14 protein-coding genes are annotated in these 17,475 nt (G+C 67.4%); 9 read left to right on the top strand and 5 right to left on the bottom strand.

All coding sequences use genetic code 11. The annotated features are described in order from the left end of the window. Positions 1–70: 70 nt before the first annotated feature. The 5 genes from RB608_RS27515 to RB608_RS27495 all read left to right on the top strand — a co-directional run bounded on the left by RB608_RS27515 (position 71) and on the right by RB608_RS27495 (position 7,363). Positions 71–1,522, top strand: a complete 1,452-nt coding sequence (locus tag RB608_RS27515) for a DUF3375 domain-containing protein (protein ID WP_308091296.1) — start codon at positions 71–73, stop codon at positions 1,520–1,522. Continuing rightward, on the top strand, positions 1,519–2,154 hold the full coding sequence (locus RB608_RS27510; RefSeq protein WP_308091295.1) for a DUF4194 domain-containing protein: 636 nt from the start codon (positions 1,519–1,521) through the stop codon (positions 2,152–2,154). Before RB608_RS27515 ends, RB608_RS27510 begins: the two co-directional genes overlap by 4 nt. Then, positions 2,151–5,492, top strand: coding sequence for an SbcC/MukB-like Walker B domain-containing protein (locus RB608_RS27505; RefSeq protein WP_308091294.1), 3,342 nt, complete (start codon positions 2,151–2,153; stop codon positions 5,490–5,492). Before RB608_RS27510 ends, RB608_RS27505 begins: the two co-directional genes overlap by 4 nt. Then, entirely contained in the window at positions 5,489–6,643 is a 1,155-nt protein-coding gene (locus RB608_RS27500) for a Wadjet anti-phage system protein JetD domain-containing protein (RefSeq protein ID WP_308091293.1), read from the top strand. The genes RB608_RS27505 and RB608_RS27500 overlap by 4 nt, the downstream gene beginning before the upstream one ends. 456 nt (positions 6,644–7,099) lie before the next feature. Next, a complete protein-coding gene (locus RB608_RS27495) occupies positions 7,100–7,363 on the top strand; it encodes a hypothetical protein (RefSeq protein WP_308091292.1) in 264 nt (87 codons plus the stop codon). A 785-nt stretch (positions 7,364–8,148) separates the two neighbouring features. Here the strand turns inward: RB608_RS27495 and RB608_RS27490 are convergent. After that, positions 8,149–8,394, bottom strand: a complete 246-nt coding sequence (locus RB608_RS27490; protein ID WP_308091291.1) for a hypothetical protein — start codon at positions 8,392–8,394, stop codon at positions 8,149–8,151. A 215-nt stretch (positions 8,395–8,609) separates the two neighbouring features. On the opposite strand from RB608_RS27490, the gene RB608_RS27485 reads away from it, so the two are divergent. Next, a complete protein-coding gene (locus tag RB608_RS27485; protein WP_308091290.1) occupies positions 8,610–9,506 on the top strand; it encodes a DUF4262 domain-containing protein in 897 nt (298 codons plus the stop codon). Between the two features lie 62 nt (positions 9,507–9,568). Beyond that, positions 9,569–9,790 carry a hypothetical protein gene (locus tag RB608_RS27480; RefSeq protein ID WP_308091289.1) on the top strand — a complete coding sequence of 74 codons (222 nt, stop codon included), beginning with the start codon at positions 9,569–9,571 and terminating at the stop codon, positions 9,788–9,790. Between the two features lie 610 nt (positions 9,791–10,400). Here RB608_RS27480 and RB608_RS27475 read toward each other — a convergent pair. After that, the gene (locus tag RB608_RS27475; RefSeq protein ID WP_308091288.1) at positions 10,401–10,994 is read right to left on the bottom strand and encodes a TetR/AcrR family transcriptional regulator; all 594 of its coding nucleotides are present in this window, start codon (positions 10,992–10,994) and stop codon (positions 10,401–10,403) included. 115 nt (positions 10,995–11,109) lie between these two features. Between RB608_RS27475 and RB608_RS27470 the strand changes: the two genes are divergently transcribed. After that, entirely contained in the window at positions 11,110–11,556 is a 447-nt protein-coding gene (locus RB608_RS27470; RefSeq protein WP_308091287.1) for an Ohr family peroxiredoxin, read from the top strand. Positions 11,557–11,585: 29 nt separating this feature from the next. Further along, positions 11,586–12,182: a hypothetical protein gene (locus RB608_RS27465; protein WP_308091286.1), complete on the top strand. Its 597-nt coding sequence runs from the start codon at positions 11,586–11,588 to the stop codon at positions 12,180–12,182. Positions 12,183–12,378: 196 nt separating this feature from the next. Here RB608_RS27465 and RB608_RS27460 read toward each other — a convergent pair whose 3' ends face one another. The 3 genes from RB608_RS27460 to RB608_RS27450 form a co-directional block, all read right to left on the bottom strand. After that, a complete protein-coding gene (locus tag RB608_RS27460; RefSeq protein WP_308091285.1) occupies positions 12,379–13,008 on the bottom strand; it encodes a TetR/AcrR family transcriptional regulator in 630 nt (209 codons plus the stop codon). A gap of 93 nt (positions 13,009–13,101) precedes the next feature. Further along, positions 13,102–13,938 carry an NAD(P)-dependent oxidoreductase gene (locus RB608_RS27455; RefSeq protein ID WP_308091284.1) on the bottom strand — a complete coding sequence of 279 codons (837 nt, stop codon included), beginning with the start codon at positions 13,936–13,938 and terminating at the stop codon, positions 13,102–13,104. Next, complete coding sequence (locus RB608_RS27450; RefSeq protein ID WP_308091283.1) at positions 13,935–17,429, bottom strand: indolepyruvate ferredoxin oxidoreductase family protein; 3,495 nt, start codon at positions 17,427–17,429, stop codon at positions 13,935–13,937. The genes RB608_RS27455 and RB608_RS27450 overlap by 4 nt, the downstream gene beginning before the upstream one ends. Between the last annotated feature and the right edge of the window lie 46 nt (positions 17,430–17,475).

Below are 17,475 nucleotides of genomic sequence, written 5' to 3'. Positions count from 1 at the left end.
CGCATTGAGGGCCCGGTCGGATCCACTGTGTTGCCCATAAGTGTCGGACTCCGATGCCAAGATTGAAGACATGTCCGCTTTGGCGTCCGCGCTCGCGTATCAGCGCTTGGTCTCTGAGCACGCATCGTTGCGCTTGCTCCGGGCGGATCACGCTGCCGTTGCCGCAGCTCTGCTGGCGGCTCATCTCGGCAAGCCGGGCGCACGTCTGGCCGCAGACGATCTGTACGAGTTGATCGATGCCGATCTTGAAGTCCTTCGTGATCACTTCGAACTGCCGCAAACTGCGCGTGCCTACTGCGACGCCTGGCGGAGGGACGGCTTCATCGTCCGGCGTCCGTCAGTCGGCACTCGCGGGGAAACTCTGGAGCTCTCCCCCGAAGGGCACGTCGCTCTGCGGGTCTTCGCCCAACTCGATGAGCCACGGTCCACGGTCACTCAGTCTCGTCTGTTGAGTCTTGCCCAGGCGGTTCGGCAACTCGCCATCGACACCGATCCCGAGGCGGACCGACGGCTGGCAGCCCTGCGCGCTGAGCGCGACCGCATCGACGAGGAAATCGCCCGCATCAGGACCGGGGACTTCGAGGTCCTCGACAACCGGTCCTCGCTAGAGCGGGTCAACGAGGTTCTTCTCCAGGCTCAGGATCTACCAGCCGACTTCGCTGGTGTCCGGTCACGCTTCGAACAGCTCAATCACGAGCTTCGAGCCCGTATCCTTGAAGTTGACGACGCTCAGAGCAGCGTCCTTGACGATGTGTTCCGGGGCGTTGACCTGATCGAGTCCTCGGATGAGGGACAGACGTTCAGCGCGTTCTCGATGCTCATCCGAGATCCCGAGCGCTCGTCGGCGCTGGATAGCGATCTGTCGGCCGTGCTGGACCGGGATTTCGTTCGCACGCTGTCTCCGGAGGCGAGGCGAACGCTTCGTTCGCTGGTACACGATCTCAAGCACAACAGCCGTGAAGTGCACGGCGTACTCACCGAGTTCGCCCGCGGGCTGCGGCGCTACGTGTACTCACAGGAGTTTCAGCGCGACCGGGCGCTCCGTGACGCGCTTCAGGAAGCACTGGCGGCGGCGGTCCTCGCCAGTCGTCAGGTGCGACCGACATCCGCATTCGGTCAGGACATCGAGTTGTCTTCGCTTCGCTTGTCCAGCGTGGGCGAGATCAACGTGCACGATCCGACCGAGTACGACACCGGCACCGCCCTCGGAGACGCCGAGGCCGGCACCGTGGACCTGATCGCCCTGGCCGCCATCGCACGGGAGAGCGAAATCGACTTCACCGAGTTGATCGACAACGTGAATCTCGTAGTCGCGCAACGAAGCCCAGTGTCCGTCGGTGAGGTCCTTGGCATTCGTCCCGCCACCCAGGGGCTCGCCAGCATCGTCGGGCTGCTGTCACTCGCGACCACGTACGGCACGGTAGATCCCCTGCATACCGAGCACCTCGACTGGCTGGGCGCCGACGGCGTGGCTCGTGAAGCCGACGTAGCAGTTCACACCTTCTCTGAGGCGATCGCATGACCGAGCGCATCGTGGATTCGGTCGCTGCAGAAGCCCGACTATGGTCGGAGGATCTCGGCACCCTTGCTGAGCAGTCGCGCCGCGCGCTTCTTGAGATCGTCCGAGGTCCGTACCTCTCTGGTCAACGCCGACCGGTTCTGTGGGCAGCGCTGATAGCGGATGAACATGCGATTCGCTCTCGACTCCACGACCTATTCCTCGACCTGGTGATCGATCGAGTTGATGAGTTCGCGTTCGCCCGTAAGGTGCGGACGACCGAGATCGATGCCCCCAGCCCTATGCGAACTGAGAGCCTCAACTTCCTCGATACGGCGATGCTTCTGGTCCTTCGCCAGTTGTTGCTCGCCTCGCCCGGAGAGAGCCGGGTCATCGTCGGCCAAGACGAGGTCTACGAGCGGCTGATGGTCTACCGAACCGGTGATGAGAAGACCTTCCGGGGCAATCTCAACGGGGCGTGGGGACGCATGGCGAACCGCTTCCGCGTGATCCACGTAGTAGAGGAGGACAGGGCCGAGATCTCCCCCGTCCTCAAATTCATCCTCGACCACGACCGCGTCCGTGCTCTCACCGAGCAGTTCCAGAACCTCGCGGAGGGTGCCACATCGGCCGCCCCATCGGAAGGTGAGCAGTGAGCGGCGCCAGGACCCTCCTTGATGCCGCAGGCGCCCCGACACGGCAGTGGCGGCTGGTCGAGGTGCAGCTGGCGAACTGGGGCACCTTCGACGGCGCGATCTACCGTGTTCCCGTGTCGCGCCGGGGCCACCTGATCACCGGGCCGTCAGGGTCGGGCAAGTCGTCCCTGCTCGACGCGATCGCAGCGGTGCTCACCCCTGACAAGTGGTTGCGGCTCAACCAAGCCGCGCAGGGGCCGGGAAGCCGTGACAGCCAGCGGACGCTGCTGACGTACATTCGGGGTGCCTGGAGTCGCACCGTCGATGAGACCGAGGACCGCGTCGTTAGCGCCTACCTGCGGCCGAAGGCCACCTGGAGCGGCATCGTGTTGAGGTTCGATGACGGTGCCGGGCAGGTCGTTTCCCTGTGCCGCCTGTTCTTCCTCCGCTCCACCGCAACCGCTGCCGCCGACATCAGCGATCTGTGCATGCTTGAGCGGTCCGCGGTGGACCTCCGTGACCTAGAGCCCTTCGCAAGTTCCGGTCTGGAGACACGCAAGGCGCAGCAGAGCTGGCCGGACGCGGTCGTCACGAGCAACCACGGTCACGCTCGGTTCTATGCACGTCTGCGATCCATCTTCGGCATCGCCAACGAGACTGCTCTTCAACTACTTCACAAGACCCAGTCAGCGAAGACCCTCGACAGCTTGGACCAGCTCTTCCGCGACTACATGCTGGAGCGTCCAGCCACCTTCGATCTCGCTCAGACGGCCGTGGATCAGTTCGGGGAGCTCAGAGACGCTCACGATCGGGTGGTCCAGCTGAGACAACAACGAGACCACCTCCTGAAGTTTCGGATCCATGCCGAGCGGTACAACGCCGCGCGCGCCGCAGCCGCCGAGGCCCGGCTGCTGATCGACGCGGTGGAGCCCTACCAGCGGCGTCGGAGTCTCGACCTCGCAACAGCAGAACTGGATGAGTTGAACGAGCGTCTGGTGGTTCTGCGGATCGAGAAGGAGAAGACCGAACAGGCCTACCTCGATGCCGACACAGCCTGGGAAACGGCGAACAAGCAGGCACTTCAACTCGGCGGCGACCAGGCGAATCACCTCCGAGATCGCATTCGCGCGGCCGAGCAGAACGTCGAGGACGTGCGCAACCGCTGGACGAGGTTTGCCACCGATCTTGAGAACGCAGGCATCGAGAGCGCACCGGAGGACGCAACCACGTTCGCGGAGTTGATGCGCGCCATTGAGGAGATGCTGGGCGACGACGCGACCGTCGCTGGACCGTCGCACGAGCAACTGGAACGTCTCTCGAAAGCTCGACGAGAACACCAACGTCTCGAACGCGCGGTGGCATCGCTACGGTCAACGGGCAGCACGGTCCCCGATCACTTGCTATCCATCCGCACCATGCTCGCCGAAGAACTGTCCGTCCCCTCGACGGCGCTCCCCTTCGCAGCCGAGCTCATCGAGGTCGACCCCTTCTACTCGGCATGGACCGGCGCTATCGAACGGGTGCTTCGACCCCTCGCGCTGACCTTGCTCGTTCGTTCCGAACACCTCCGGCAGGTTCGGCGCTGGGTTGACGCCCACCGCATCCCCGGACGATTGGTATTCGAAGAAGTGGCGGCAGAGTCACCCCCGCCGCGTCCCGCCCGCAGTGACAACTCCCTCGTCAACCGGGTACGGGTCAGTTCAGGACCATTCGCTGCGTGGCTCTCCGGGCAACTCTCCGAGCGCTATGACTTCGCCTGCGTCGACTCACCCGACCTGCTCGACAGCCACGTCCGGGCCGTAACCATCAACGGACAGGTCAAAGCTTCGCGGACCCGCTACGAGAAGGACGACCGCCAGGCGATCAACGACCGCGGCCACTGGGTGCTCGGAGACCGTGAGGCGAAACTAGAAGCTCTTGTTCAGCAACTCAGCACGGCGGCGAGCGAACTCGCTGACGCGGCTCTTGTCGTCGACCGCATCGCCGAGGCGCAGGGAGAAGCCCAGAAGCGCCGAGGCATCCTCGAGACGCTCCGTGGTCGGCATTGGCACGACCTCGACTACCAGTCAGCAACCCAGGCAGTCCGCACCCTTCAGGAACAGCTCAATGACCTCACACGAGACGACAGCGATCTGACCGCAGCCATCCAGGCTGAGGAACGTGCCCGGGCCGCTCGCAAAGCTGCTGGTGACGATCGGATCCAAGCTCAGGTCAGCCTGTCGAGCTCGGAGAGCACGGCAGAGGAACTGGCAGGCCTCATAGGAAGGATCAAGGCCGACCTGGCCTCAGGCGCTGTCCCAGCGTTGGACGAGACCACTACCGCGGCACTCAACGAGCGATTCCGTTCCGTGCGCCGCAACGTGACGCGCGATGTCATCGGCGAGATCGGGCAACAGGTCACACGTCGCCTGGGCCAGGAGCGGGACGATGCCTTGCGGGATGAGAGGAAGGCGGGCGAGGAATTGGTCTCGCTGGCCACGCAGTTCAACGGGCACTGGCCGGCAGCGGCTGCGTCCGCGGAGCTCACCCCGGGAGTCGAGGATCGCGCCAACTACCTGGAGCTGCTTGACACGATCATCGCTCACGGCCTGCCCGAGCATGAGGCGAACTTTCTGCGACTGCTGCGGGAGCGGTCACGCGACATGATCGGCGAGCTCGTCAGCGACATCCTTTCTGCACCGCGGGAGATCGAAGAGCGCGTCAGGCCGGTTAACACCTCGCTGCGCCGATCTCCATTCGACGAGGGTCGATTCCTCAACCTTCGAATCAAGACCCGACGCTCCGACACCGTCACACGGTTCATCGGCGATCTGCGTGCCATCTCGGAAGGAAGCTGGACCGACGACGACTTGGAGTCGGCTGAGCGTCGTTTCGCTACCCTCGAGGAGATCATGAGGAAGCTGGGGTCCAGTGAGCATTCCGACCGCGTGTGGCGCCAGCAGTGCCTCGACACACGCCAGCATGTGACCTTCCTGGCCGAAGAGGTCGACGACAGCGGCCGTGTCGAGGCCACCTACGACTCGGGTGCTGCCATGTCAGGTGGTCAGCAGCAGAAGCTGGTCATCTTCTGCCTGGCGGCCGCACTCCGCTATCAGCTGGCCGACGCAGATGACGACTACCCCCGGTACGGCACGATCGTGCTCGATGAGGCCTTCGACAAGGCAGACACCCGATACACCAGGATGGCCTTGGACATCTTCGTCGAGTTCGGCTTCCAGATGGTTCTGGCAACCCCGCAGAAACTGCTGCAGACGATCGAGCCTTATGTAGGAGCCGCGACATCGATCGAGAACCCGACCAGACGGAAGTCCGAAATCTCCGAGATTCGCTGGGACCAACCCGGGTCGGAGCCGTCGTGATCGGAGTTGATGAGGCGCGCGGCATCGCGAGCGCAAAACTCGCCTCCAAACTCGCACAGTGGGCAACTCAGCCCACCAACACTCCTGTCCTTTCCGTCTCGCTCAAACCACCACTGGAGCGGGAGGTTCGATCCGACGAACTGGCAGCCGAAACGTGGGTCCGCAAGTGGTCGGAAGCTTCGCTTCCAGACGGTGCCGACCTCGATTGGGAGCCACGGACGTGGCGCAGCATTGGGCAACAGCAGGTGCCCGTCCGCTTGCGCTTCCGGGACGTAGACTCGGTTGCGAGTTTCGCAGGAGGCACCGCTGCCCGAGATTGGAAGGTTCTGCACTCGCGTGTAGCAAGGCTGCGTAAAACCCTTGGCTCCTCCGAAGCGCTTGACGCCGCGATCCGGCGCCATGCGGTCGAGATTCTTCGCTGGGCGCCCCCACGGTTCGAGCAAGTCGTACAAGCGGTCGATTGGCTAGCCGCCAACTCCGTTCGAGGCCTTCGCCCTCGCCAGATACCGATCCGCGGTGTCGACACCAAGTGGTTCAACTCGCATCGATCCGTCATGACGGACCTTCACCGCGCGACTACCGGCTCAGCAGGGCTGGGCATCGTCGACGCTGACCGCATGGTGCGCGTCAGGATCCTTGACCCCACCCTTGCGCCTTCGGGGATCAGCGATTTTTCCGCCCCGCCAGCACAGCTTGCTTCGCTCGATCTGCGGCCGGACGTCGTGTTCATCTTCGAGAATCTTGAATCCGTGTTGGCGATGCCCGAGTGGCCCGGGGCCATTGTTCTCCATGGCGACGGATACGCCGTCGACGTGGTTGGGAACCTTCCCTGGGTGCAAGGTGGGCGCGTCATCTACTGGGGCGACCTCGATTCACACGGCTTCGCCATCCTTCACCGGTTGCGCACCCACCTACCCACGGTCATCAGCGTCCTTATGGACGAGCAAACTCTGCTGAGCCACCGCGATCTCTGGGTTTCCGATCCCAAGCCGACTCGGGCCAAACTGGAGCTTCAGCCAACCGAGCGTAAGGCGTTGGACCGCCTCCGCGAGGAGGGCGATGCGAAACTTGAGCAGGAGCGGATTCCCTGGGAGCAGGCACTACGCGAGCTCCACAGCGCCGCTCGCGCGGCAGAGAGTCCGAGTGAGTAACACTGCTGGCCGCAGATTAGAGAGCATGCCGGCGGCGGGTCGAGATCCCCGGACGCTCAACTCATGAGCTGCCGCGGAGCAGCCCGCAGGAGGCCATGCCTGCCAGCGACTTGTAGGCGCCGACACGGTGGGGTGCATTTCTCACCGACACGAGCCGTGACCCGTCAGGTGCGACCCAATCTCATAAGTCTCTGCTAGAAACTCGCTGTCGCGATGAATCACGCTGGGTCTAGTTCCTACGCGTCCCTTAGCCCTCGATTCGGATGAGCCCGGAACCACCGTTACTGCCCCCGGGCGTGGCGCTTCTTCGGTGCGAGTAAGGTGACGCCCTCCTCGCTGAGCTTCGTCAGCTCTAGGCTGATTCTTCATCCCGCGGCGCTGGCATCGTGGCGGCACGCTCGTCAGTACCGGCGTGCGGCGGAGCTCCGCTTCAACCGGTGATGAGAGGAGGAGGAGATGGCTACTGAGAAAGAGTCGGAGATCATCGATGGCTTCACGATCAAGTACCACGCCAACGGGAAGACGCGGTGGTCCAGGGGCAAGATCGTCGACGGCGAGCCTGACGGCTACTGGGAGTGGTATCGGCTCGACGGATCACTGAAGCGGTCGGGGCACTTCCGCGCGGGCGAAGCGATCGGCGAATGGACCACATTCGACCAGAACGGCGAGGTCTACAAGGTGACCAACCGAGGGCAGGGAAGTGATAGAGCCGGGTCGTAAGCGGTGGAATGGCGCATCGCCTGCAAGTGTTCGTGGCGGCTGGCCTGGGCTGTGGGTGTCACCGGTGCGCCCAACGTCCGCCGAGGCAGGCAGCGCTCTCGACCTATTCCGCATCGCCCCAGGCTCAGGAGTTCCGAAGGCTGAGATGGCCGGCGAGTCGTCACCCAGTTGGTGAAGCGCCCCGGTGTGCCTCTTCCGTGACCCGGGGCTGGCGTCGTGGCCCATGAGCTACCACATGCGGACTCGCCCGCCGCCGGCAAGATCAGCAGGCGGGCATCGGTGGGATGCCCGCTGTGACACATGACCGGAGGTCACCCGCTGAATCGCTAGGCCTGGTGCACCTACAAGTGCCCCGGGTATGGCGGAGTCAGGTCGAACCCCGGAGGTGTCAATCTCAGCAAGCCCATCGAGTCCGCCGCGCGAACAGTACTCGGCTCCATGTGTCACAGGTGTGTCACCAGCAGGCGCCGGAGGAAAGTTTCCGCAGGTCAGTGCGCTGAGATTCTCACTACTACGACATCTAGGATTTAGAGCTCGAACCAGGATCGAGCGTGTGACCTCGGAGGCCCCAGTTATCAAACTGGGGCCTCCGTCGTTCTACTCGCTGGCCCGCCGATCGGCTACCCAGCTACGGAATCGGTCGATCTGCGTCTGATACGCCAGCCTCGGGTAGTCGCTCCACTTCGGGTTGCCCGGCCATAGGAGTTCGACCTCTACCTCGTTGTCGCGGACCGTCAGCGAGTAGAGCTCTCTGGTGTCGCGCCGCGAGCCGACGACCATACCGTTCAGGACGTGGTCGCAGGACATGCCGTCAATGCCTTCGGCCGTCGCGCCAGGGGCGAGAACGTCGCCATCAGGAACTTGAGCCACGGCGCCATGTGGTTGGCCTTGTCTCCTCCGTCGTAGCTCAGGCAGCAACCCTGCGGACACACCGTCCAGTTGGACCAGCCGCGTGGCGCTCCGCTGACCAGCTCGCGCAGCACCTCGTCGTCCTCGTTCGCCACCCGCAGCGGCCCGCCAGCCTCCTGCAATAACGCTGAACCTGAGGTCCGATTGATGAAGGCGGGCCTCTCGCTCTCCCAGCGGCGGCTCGATCTGGAAGTAGCCGATGAAGTCTGTCTGGTAGCCCATGTCGCAAGGCTGCGCTGTCCAAGCCAGCCAAGCAACGGCCTGGGAGCCCGCTGTGGATAACACGAGGGCACGCCGCCGAAGCGCGATACAACTTAAGGCGATCGAGGAGAAGCGAGTGAGCGAAAACGAGGACCCCTGGATGGGGCCTTTGCCAGCAGCGCCGGGCTGCGGTTGTCAGATCTGCCAACCGGACGAGTCGTACGACGAGCAGGACCATCGCGTCATCGACACCGTCCTCAAGCACGGCTGGCAGGTGATCACCGTGGCCGCGGACGCCGGATGCGACGATCCCGAACACCACGATCACTCCCACGACGACACGGGTCCGGCGTTCGCGTACACCATCGGCTTGGGCCATCGCTTCGGTCACCCGGAACTGCTGATGTCGGGCCTCGACCACCGCCTGATGCATCGCTGCCTCAACGAGATCGCCGGGCGGATCAAGAACGGGCTGCGTCTCTCTCAGGGGGACGCCCTGGAGAACGTGCTGGCAGGCGTTCCGGTTGCCGTCGAATCGGTAACGGGCCACGCGCTCGCCGAGACTGTCACGTGGTCGGGATGGTTCCACCGCCGCAAGCCCGAAGCATTCGCCATCGTCTGGCCCGATCGCAACGGAGTGTTCGGATGGCAGCCTGGCGCCCCACCGATTCTCGATGAACTCCAACCACCCGGATGGCGGGCGCCCGTCGGGCACACCGGGGGCCTGGCCGCCGACCCCGAATGGGGTTTCCCCGTTCCACCCGATCACCGAGCATTCTCCTGCGCACACGTCGTCGACGAGGGCGAAGCAGTCCTTTGGGCGGCACGTCAGAAGGACGATGCACGCGGCGAGGACTGGAGCGTCACTTGCGGCGCGAACGGACATGACACCGACGAGATGCGAGTCGTGCATCTTGCTCACCTTGTCCGATCGGCTCCCAGCCTCCGAACGATCAGCGACCTCAAGCTTGAGCACGAAGCGTGGCGCGACGACGTCGACACCGAGTGGCAGATCGCACCCCTCGATCCATGAAGCGCCTCCCACGGCGAATGAAATCCAGTCGCTTGACGGAAGGACTATCTAGAACGAGCTACGTGAGCGCGAACCGCGACGAGCTGCACGACCTGATCGACGGACTCCCCGACGATCAGATCGCCGCTGTGCTCGCCGACGTCAAGCGCCGCACCGCTCCCCGGCCTCCACGAACAGCAGAACCGTTCAACTGGTTCGGAATGATCGACAACCCTGACGTGCCGAGGGACCTCTCCGAGAACCTCGACAGGTACATGGAGGGCTTTGGAGCAGCCCGCTCGTGATCATCTGCGACGCAGGTCCGATCGTGGCAGCTACGTTCGTCAACCAACTGAGGCATCACGCGAGCACCGAGTTGTTCACGGGCCTAAGACTCGCCGGTCGACGTCTCTTGCTCCCCGCCACGGTGAGCGCCGAGGTCGGCTATCTCATCGAGAAGTGCGGCAGTCCTGCTCACGAAGCCCGATGGCTGGCCGCAGTCGCACGAGGTGACTTCGAACCTGTCGACCTCACCACCACCGACTACGCACGGATGAGCGAACTCGTCGCGCAATACGACGACTTCCCGTTCGGAACAACCGACGCCTCGGTCATCGCCATCGCCGAGCGCCTGGGCGTCGCCGAGATCGCGACACTCGACCGCCGTCACTTCGCAGCCGTACGCCCGCGCCACGAAGTACCGCTTCTTCCTCGGCGACCAAGAGCGCTTCCGGTTCGGGCTGCGACAGCCAACGGCGGGCAGCCCCGTATCAGGGGGCAGGGGGCGCAAGCATCCTCACGGGCGTCGTCGACACCGGCAGGCTCAGGAATCCGGGGGCCTGATGTAGCGCTCCGGACTACCGTGAGGTCGGCACTGCACAGCACGCTCGACACGAGTGCGGACGCAGCGGTCGGTCAGCGGCCCGAGGCGGTGATCACCGAGTCGAACGCCGCGGTGAGTGAGTCCGCGACCGAGGAGGCCTCGCCGAGGTAGCCGTTCACCATGGCCCCGTCGCGCAGGATCATCAGTTGCCGCGCGATGGCGGCCGCATCAGGTACGCCGGCCTCGGCGGCGATGCTCGCGAGGTCGTCGAGCATCCATTGCCGGTGTTCCTCGACGACGACGCGCACCGGATCGTCGGGATCCGAGAACTCGGCCGCGGCGTTGATGAAGGCGCAGCCGCGGAACCCGGGGCTGCAGCTCGCGGCGCCGATGCCCTCGGCGATGGCGCGCAGCGATGCGGCTGGGTCGCCCGGCAGGCGCAGGGTGGCGAACCATCCGCGCTCTCCCGCCGCCTGCTGGATGAGGTAGGCGACGACGAGGTCGCTCTTGGTGGGGAAGTGGCGGTAGAAGGTGACCTTCGTGATGCCGACCTGCGTGATGATCCGGTCCGCGCTGGTCGCGCGGATCCCGTCCGCGTAGAACAGCTCGGCCGCGGCCTGCAGGATCCGCTCCCGGGTGGCGGGACCGGACCTGGTCCGGGTGACTGGGGTTGCCTCGTGCTGCATGTGCCCTCTCCGACCTGGGTGTCTCTTCTTGCGTTGGTGTACCAACTAGTCTACCTTCGAGATGTAGACGTACTAGTAACCCTACTTAGCGAACCCGATGCCAAAGGAGAACGACATGTCCGCAACGCTGTACCGCACCTCCGCCACCTCGACCGGCGAGGGCCGCGCCGGGGGCCGCGCCGTCACCGACGACGGTCTGCTCGAGGTCGCCCTCGCCATCCCGGCCTCGATGGGCGGTCCCGGCGGCGCGACCAACCCCGAGCAGCTCTTCGCGGCCGGCTGGGCGTCGTGCTTCCACTCGGCGCTGAAGATGATCGCCGCGCAGCACAAGGCGCCGCTGGCCGATTCCACGGTGACGGCCGAGGTGGCGCTCGTGAAGACCGAGACCGGCGGACTCGCGTTGAACGCGGCCCTGCGCGTGTACGTCGGCGACGGCCGCGGCCAGGAGGCGGCCGAGGCGCTCGTCGCCGCGGCACACGAGGTGTGCCCCTACTCCGTCGCGACCCGCGGCAACGTCCCCGTCACCCTCACCACCGTGACCGACGACGACGCCGTCGCCTGAGCGGCCGACCGAACCCGCGAGAAGGAATCATGACCACCACCGGAATCACCGCACCCAACAGCTCCCCGACCGCCGAGCCGGCGTACGGCCGCTCACTGCGCTCGCTGTACGCCGTCCGCTTCTTCTTCGCCATCGTCTGGGTGGGGATCGTGTTCGCGGGCTACGCGGACGCGACCGAGCCCAGCGCGGCCCTGACCGCGCTACTCGTCATCTACCCGATCTTCGACGCAGGCGCCGTGCTGTGGCAACTGCGCGCCGATCCGGACCAGCAGCGCTCGAGGGCCGCGGAGTGGGCCAATGTCGTCGCCAGCCTCGCGGTCGCCGTCGCCCTCGGCGTCTCGTCGGCGTCGTCGATCTCGGCGGCGCTGGCGGTCTGGGGCGGATGGGCGATCGTCGCCGGCGTACCGCAGCTCATCGTCGCGATCCGCAACCGCCGCAACGGCGGCCAGGTCGCGCAGATGCTCTCGGGCGGCATCTCGGTGCTCGCCGGCCTCGGCTTCCTGGCCCAGGGCGTCCAGGGCGACGGCAAGATCTCGGGCGCGGCCGGCTACGCGGCGCTCGGCGCGGTCTTCTTCCTCGTCTCGGCGATCCGGCTGAGCACGATGTCGAAGAGGCAGCAGGCATGAGCCCCGAGCAGACGGGCGCCGCCGAACTACGACCTGATCGTGGTCGGCGGCGGCGCGGTGGGTGAGAACGTCGCCGACTATCCCGTCTGTCAGGGCATCCGGGTCGCGATCGTCGAGTCCGGCCTGGTGGCGCCGAGGTGATCGCAAACGCCTGCAGCACGAGCCCCGGCTGTCCTCGTCGAGCTGGCGCCGGAGGTCAGCCTGAACGCGCTCCGCGCGGCGACGGAGGTCCTGGTCGGTACAGCGCTGTCACCGCGGTGATGATCGCGTCGATCAACTCGTCGCGGAGCTCGTCGGAGCCGACCAGCCGCCGATAGAGGAAGGGGCCCGAGACGAGGTCGCCGACGATCGCGGCATCCGTGTCGGGCCGCAGCTCGCCCCGCTCGATCGCCCGCTGCACGACCCGCTCCAGCGACTCCCGGCGCGGCTCGACGTAGTTTCGGTTGAACAGCTCGCGTGCCGCGGGATCGCTGGCCATCGCGTAGTAGACGTCGGCGAAGAGGTCCCGCTCGGAGCGGTCGTACATCCCGCGCATCGACTCCAGGCCAGCGCGTAGGTCGCCGGCCAGCGAACCGCTGTCCGGGAAGACGTCCGGCGAGTCAGCGGTCCAGACCATCGCCGCGACCACGAGCGCGGCCTTCGAGGGCCACCGGCGATACACGCTCTGCCGACCCACGCCGGCGCGCCGGGCGACCTCGTCCATCGAGAACCCGGCATAGCCGTGCTTGGACATCAGCTCCCGGCTGGCCTCGAGGATCGCCTCGTCCGCGCCGACCCGCCGGGGCCGGCCGCGCTCGGGCGGCTCCGCCCACGAGGTCTGCGCCATCGGGTCCTCATTCCGTCGCAGCTTCCGGTCCGCACAGACACTACCGCCGCGGAACGGCGCCCCGCCGCACGGCCGGCGGCAAGGCCTCCGTTCTCAGTCGAGGAACAGGTCTGTCTCGACCTCGTCGCCGCAGACGGCGTACGCCGCGAAGTCGGTGACGCCGGCCTCCCGGAGCACCCCCTCGTCGAGCAGGGTCTGGCCGGTCCGCCGGATGCCCGGCCCGGTGATCACCTCGTACGCGGCGTCGGCCATGATCGCCGGCTGCCGTGACCGCCGGATCGCCCCGTCACCGCCGATCACGTTCGCCACCGCGTCCGTGGCGATCAGGGTCTGCGGCCATAGGCAGTTCGCGGCGATCCCGTCGGCGGCGTTCTCCGCGGCGAGGGCGAGCGTGGTCAGCGTCATCGCGTACTTCGCCACGGTGTATGCCGGGTGGGCTGCAAGCCAGCGCCGGCTCAGGTTCAGCGGCGGGCTCAGCGAGAGGATGTGCGGATTGGCCGCGCGGCACAGGTACGGCAGGCAGGCGCGGCTGAGCATGAAGGTCCCGCGCACGTTCACGTCCTGCATCAGGTCGTAGGACTTGGGGCGCACCTCGTCGGTCGGGCTCAGGTCGAGCACGCTCGCGCTGTTGATGCAGACGTCGATGCCGCCGAAGGTAGCGACCGCCGCCGCCACCGCCGCCTCGATCGTCGCGTCGGAGCGGATGTCGCCGACCACAGGCAGCACCGTGCCGCCGGCGGCGCGGATCGCCTCGGCCGCGGTGTGGATCGTGCCCTGCAGCCGGGGATGCGGGGAGTCGGTCCTGGCGATCAGCACCACCTGCGCGCCATCGGCCGCCGCCCGCAGCGCGATGGCCAGGCCGATGCCCCGGCTGCCGCCCGACATCACCACCGTCTTGCCGGCGAGTCCGGGGCGCTGCCGCGCGCTCACCGGGCCACCTCCTCGTGCCGGTAGGCGGCGAGCAGCGCGGCACTCCGCTCACGATAGCGCTCGACGTTGGCGAGCTTGACGTGCTCGTAGCCGCGCACGTGGTCCGGCAGGTCGGTGATCGCGACGGCCGCGGCCATGTTGGTGTCGTCGAGCCCGGCCAGCACCGTGGTCACGGTCTGCGTGTACTCCTCGATCAGACTCCGTTCCACTCGCCGCACCTCGGCGTAGCCGAAAGGGTCCAGCCGGGTGCCGCGCAGGAACCGGAGCGCCGCCAGCAGAGCGAAGGCCGGGCGGAACCAGCGGCCCAGGCGGATCTTGCGCTTCATCCCGAGTGCCCGCAGGGTCGGCGGGTGCAGCCGGTAGGCGTAGCGGGCGCCGGGCCCGAACTCCTCCTCGATCGCGGCATCGAGCTCCGGCAGCAACGCCAGCCGGGCGACCTCGTACTCGTCCTTGTAGGCCATCAGCTTGTGGAGGTGGCGCGCGACCGAGAGCGTCAGCACGGTCGATCCCGGCGCGACCTCCTGCTCTCGCTCCCGGACCCGGGCGACCTGGTCGGCGTAGCGCTGCGCGTGCCGTTCGCCCTGGTAGGCGACCAGCTCGCGGATCCGGTCGGTGGCCAGCGCCGCGACCTCGGTCCCCTCCGGGCAGCCGATCGTCCCGGCGATCCGCGTGACCGCCGCGGACGGGCCAGCGGGAGCCGGAGCCGGAGCGGGCAGCGCCCGGTCGAACGCGGCCCGGTCGGCGACGTACTGGCGCCCACGCCGGAATGCCTGGGTGTTCTCCTCGACGCGGACCCCGTTGAACCCGATCGCCTGCTCGAGCGCGGCCGCCGGGATCGGCAGCTCACCGAGCTGGAAGGCGATCCCGGTCAGGAAGAGGTTGGCGAGCTGGTCGTCCCCGAAGAGGGCGCTGCTGATCGCGCGGGCATCGGTGAAGACGGCGTCCGGTCCGCGGGTCGAGCGGCGGATGTCGGCGATCAGCGGCTCGGGATCGGGGTAGGCCGCGGTCACGTCGGTCGCCATCCGCCCGGTCGGGATCCGGGTCGTGGAGACCACCGCACGGGTGCGGGTCCGGTGCACGGCGCTCAGATTGCGCGGGTCGGCGGCGACGAGGAGGTCGGCGCCGAGGTACAGGTCCACCTCCTCGGCCGCGGCCTTCGGCGCCACCGACCCGGCGGGCTGCCCGATCTTGACGTCGGAGACCACGGCACCGCCCTTCTGCGCCAGGCCGGTCTGGTCGAGGGTCGCGACCGTCCGGCCGGCCAGGCCCGCCGCGGTGGCCAGGATCTGCGAGAGCGTCACCACACCCGAGCCGCCGATGCCGAGGATCCGGGTGGTGTGGTGCCCGGTGAGCGGTCCCCAGGACGGTTCGGGCAGGTCGGTCGCTGCCAGCCCGGCCGGCTGACGACGCGTCTTCGGGCCGCCCGGCGTCACCGTGACGAACGCCGGGCAGTCGCCGTCCAGGCAGGAGTAGTCCTTGTTGCACGAGGACTGGTCGATCCGCGTCTTCCGGCCGTGGTCGGTCTCGACCGGGTGCACGGACAGGCAGTTCGACACCCGGCCGCAGTCGCCGCAGCCCTCGCAGATCCGCTCGTTGATGAAGACCCGTTCGCGCGGGTCCGGCGCGAGACCGCGCTTCCGCTTCCGGCGGAGCTCGGTGGCGCACTCCTGGTCGTGGATCAGGACCGTGACCCCGGGGACCGCGGCGAGCCGCTCCTGCGCCTCGATGATCCGGTCACGGCTCCACACGGTCACCCCGCGCGGGAGCCGCGCGCGCCGGTAGGACCGGGGGTCGTCGGTGGTGACGATGATCCGGGCGACACCTTCGGCCAGCAGGCTGCGAGTGATCGCCGGGACGCTCATCGCGCCCTGGGCCTGCTGCCCGCCGGTCATCGCCACCGCGGAGTTGTGCAGCAGCTTGTAGGTGATGTTGACGCCGCCGGCAACGGCCGCCCTGATCGCGAGGCTGCCGGAATGGTGGAACGTGCCGTCGCCCAGGTTCTGGAAGAGGTGATCGCGGGCGATGAAGGGCGCCATCCCGAGCCATTGGGTGCCCTCGCCGCCCATCTGGGTCAGTCCGGTGACCTCGCCGACCTGCTCGGGCGCCATCCCCAGAACGAGACCGTGACAGCCGATCCCGCCGCCCACCAGTGCGCCGTCCGGCGTCCGGGTGGAGGAGTTGTGCGGGCAGCCGGAGCAGAAGTACGGCGTGCGCTGGGCCAGCGGGAGCAGCCGCAGCTGTTGGCGGGGACGCTTCTCGGCCGCCCAGCGCTCGACCGTGGGGAAGTCGCCGTGCTCCAGCAGCCTGGCGGCGAGCACCTCGGCAATCCGGTCCGGGTCGAGTTCGCCGCCGCTGCCGAACGCCGTGCCGCCGTCGGGCCGGGTCTTGCCGGTGATCGCGGGAGCGTCCGGGCGACCGTAGAGCAGGTCCTTGATCGCTCCCTCCAGGAACGACCGCTTCTCCTCCACCACGACGATCTCGCGCAGTCCGGAAGCGAAGGCCGCGACGATCCGCGGCTCCAGTGGATGGATCATCCGCAGCTCCAGCAGCCGGACGCCCCGGTGGGCGAGCTCGGCCTCGTCCAGGCCGAGCGTGCCGAGCGCCTGCCGGAGGTCCTGGAAGGTCTTGCCGGCCGCGACGACGCCGATCCGGTCGCCGGGATGGCCCAATAGACGGTTGATCTCGTTGGCGGCGGCGTAACGGCGGGCGATCTCGAGCCGGACCCCGTTGCGGGACTCCTCGAGGCCGGTCAGCGCCGGCTGCAGGAGCTGGGCGGTGACCTCGTGGCGGTACGGGCGCCCGTCCACCTCGACCTCCGGGCGCACCGGGGCGAACCCGTCGGTCAGCAGCGGCACCTGGCCGCTGCCGTCGGCGACGTTGGTGGCGATCTTGAGCGCCACCCACAGACCGCTCGCCCGGGAGAGCTCGACGGCGTGCAGGCCGAGGTGGAGCGCGTTGGCGGGGTCGGCGGGATAGAGGATCGGCAGCCCCAGGTCGGCGAGCAGCGCCTCGGATGACCCGGGCACCGTCGACGACTTGGCGGCCGGGTCGTCGCCGACCAGGGCGACCGCGCCGCCGAGTGGATGGGTGCCGCCGAGGTTGCTGTGCCGCAACGAGTCCGCGGCGCGGTCGAGTCCCGGCGACTTGCCGTACCACAGGCCCGCCACCCCGTCGACACGCTTCTCGGGGCGGGCCGAGGCCAGCTGGGTGCCCTGGACCGCCGTCGCCGCCAGTTCCTCGTTGACGCCGGGCTGGAAGACGATGCCCAGCTCGTCGAGCAGCGGGCGCTGCCGGGCGAGCTCCAGGTCGTAGCCGCCGAGCGGCGATCCTTCGTAGCCGGAGACGTAGACCGCGGTCGACCGCCCGCGGGCGAGGTCGGCGCGGCGGATGTCCATCGGCAGCCGGGCCAGCGCCTGGACGCCGGTCAGCTCGACGGTGCCGGTAAGGCGCCGGTAGCGGTCGGTCGGCGGCGACGCAGCTGTTTGAGTCACGAGATCCTGCCTTGCTCTGGGGATTTCCCGAAGTCTGGCCGCAGAT

It is taken from the genome of Nocardioides sp. LHD-245, assembly GCF_030929495.1.
Lineage (GTDB): Bacteria > Actinomycetota > Actinomycetes > Propionibacteriales > Nocardioidaceae > Nocardioides.
Note: the sequence above shows the minus strand (reverse complement) of the source record. Positions and strands in the feature narration are given on the sequence as shown.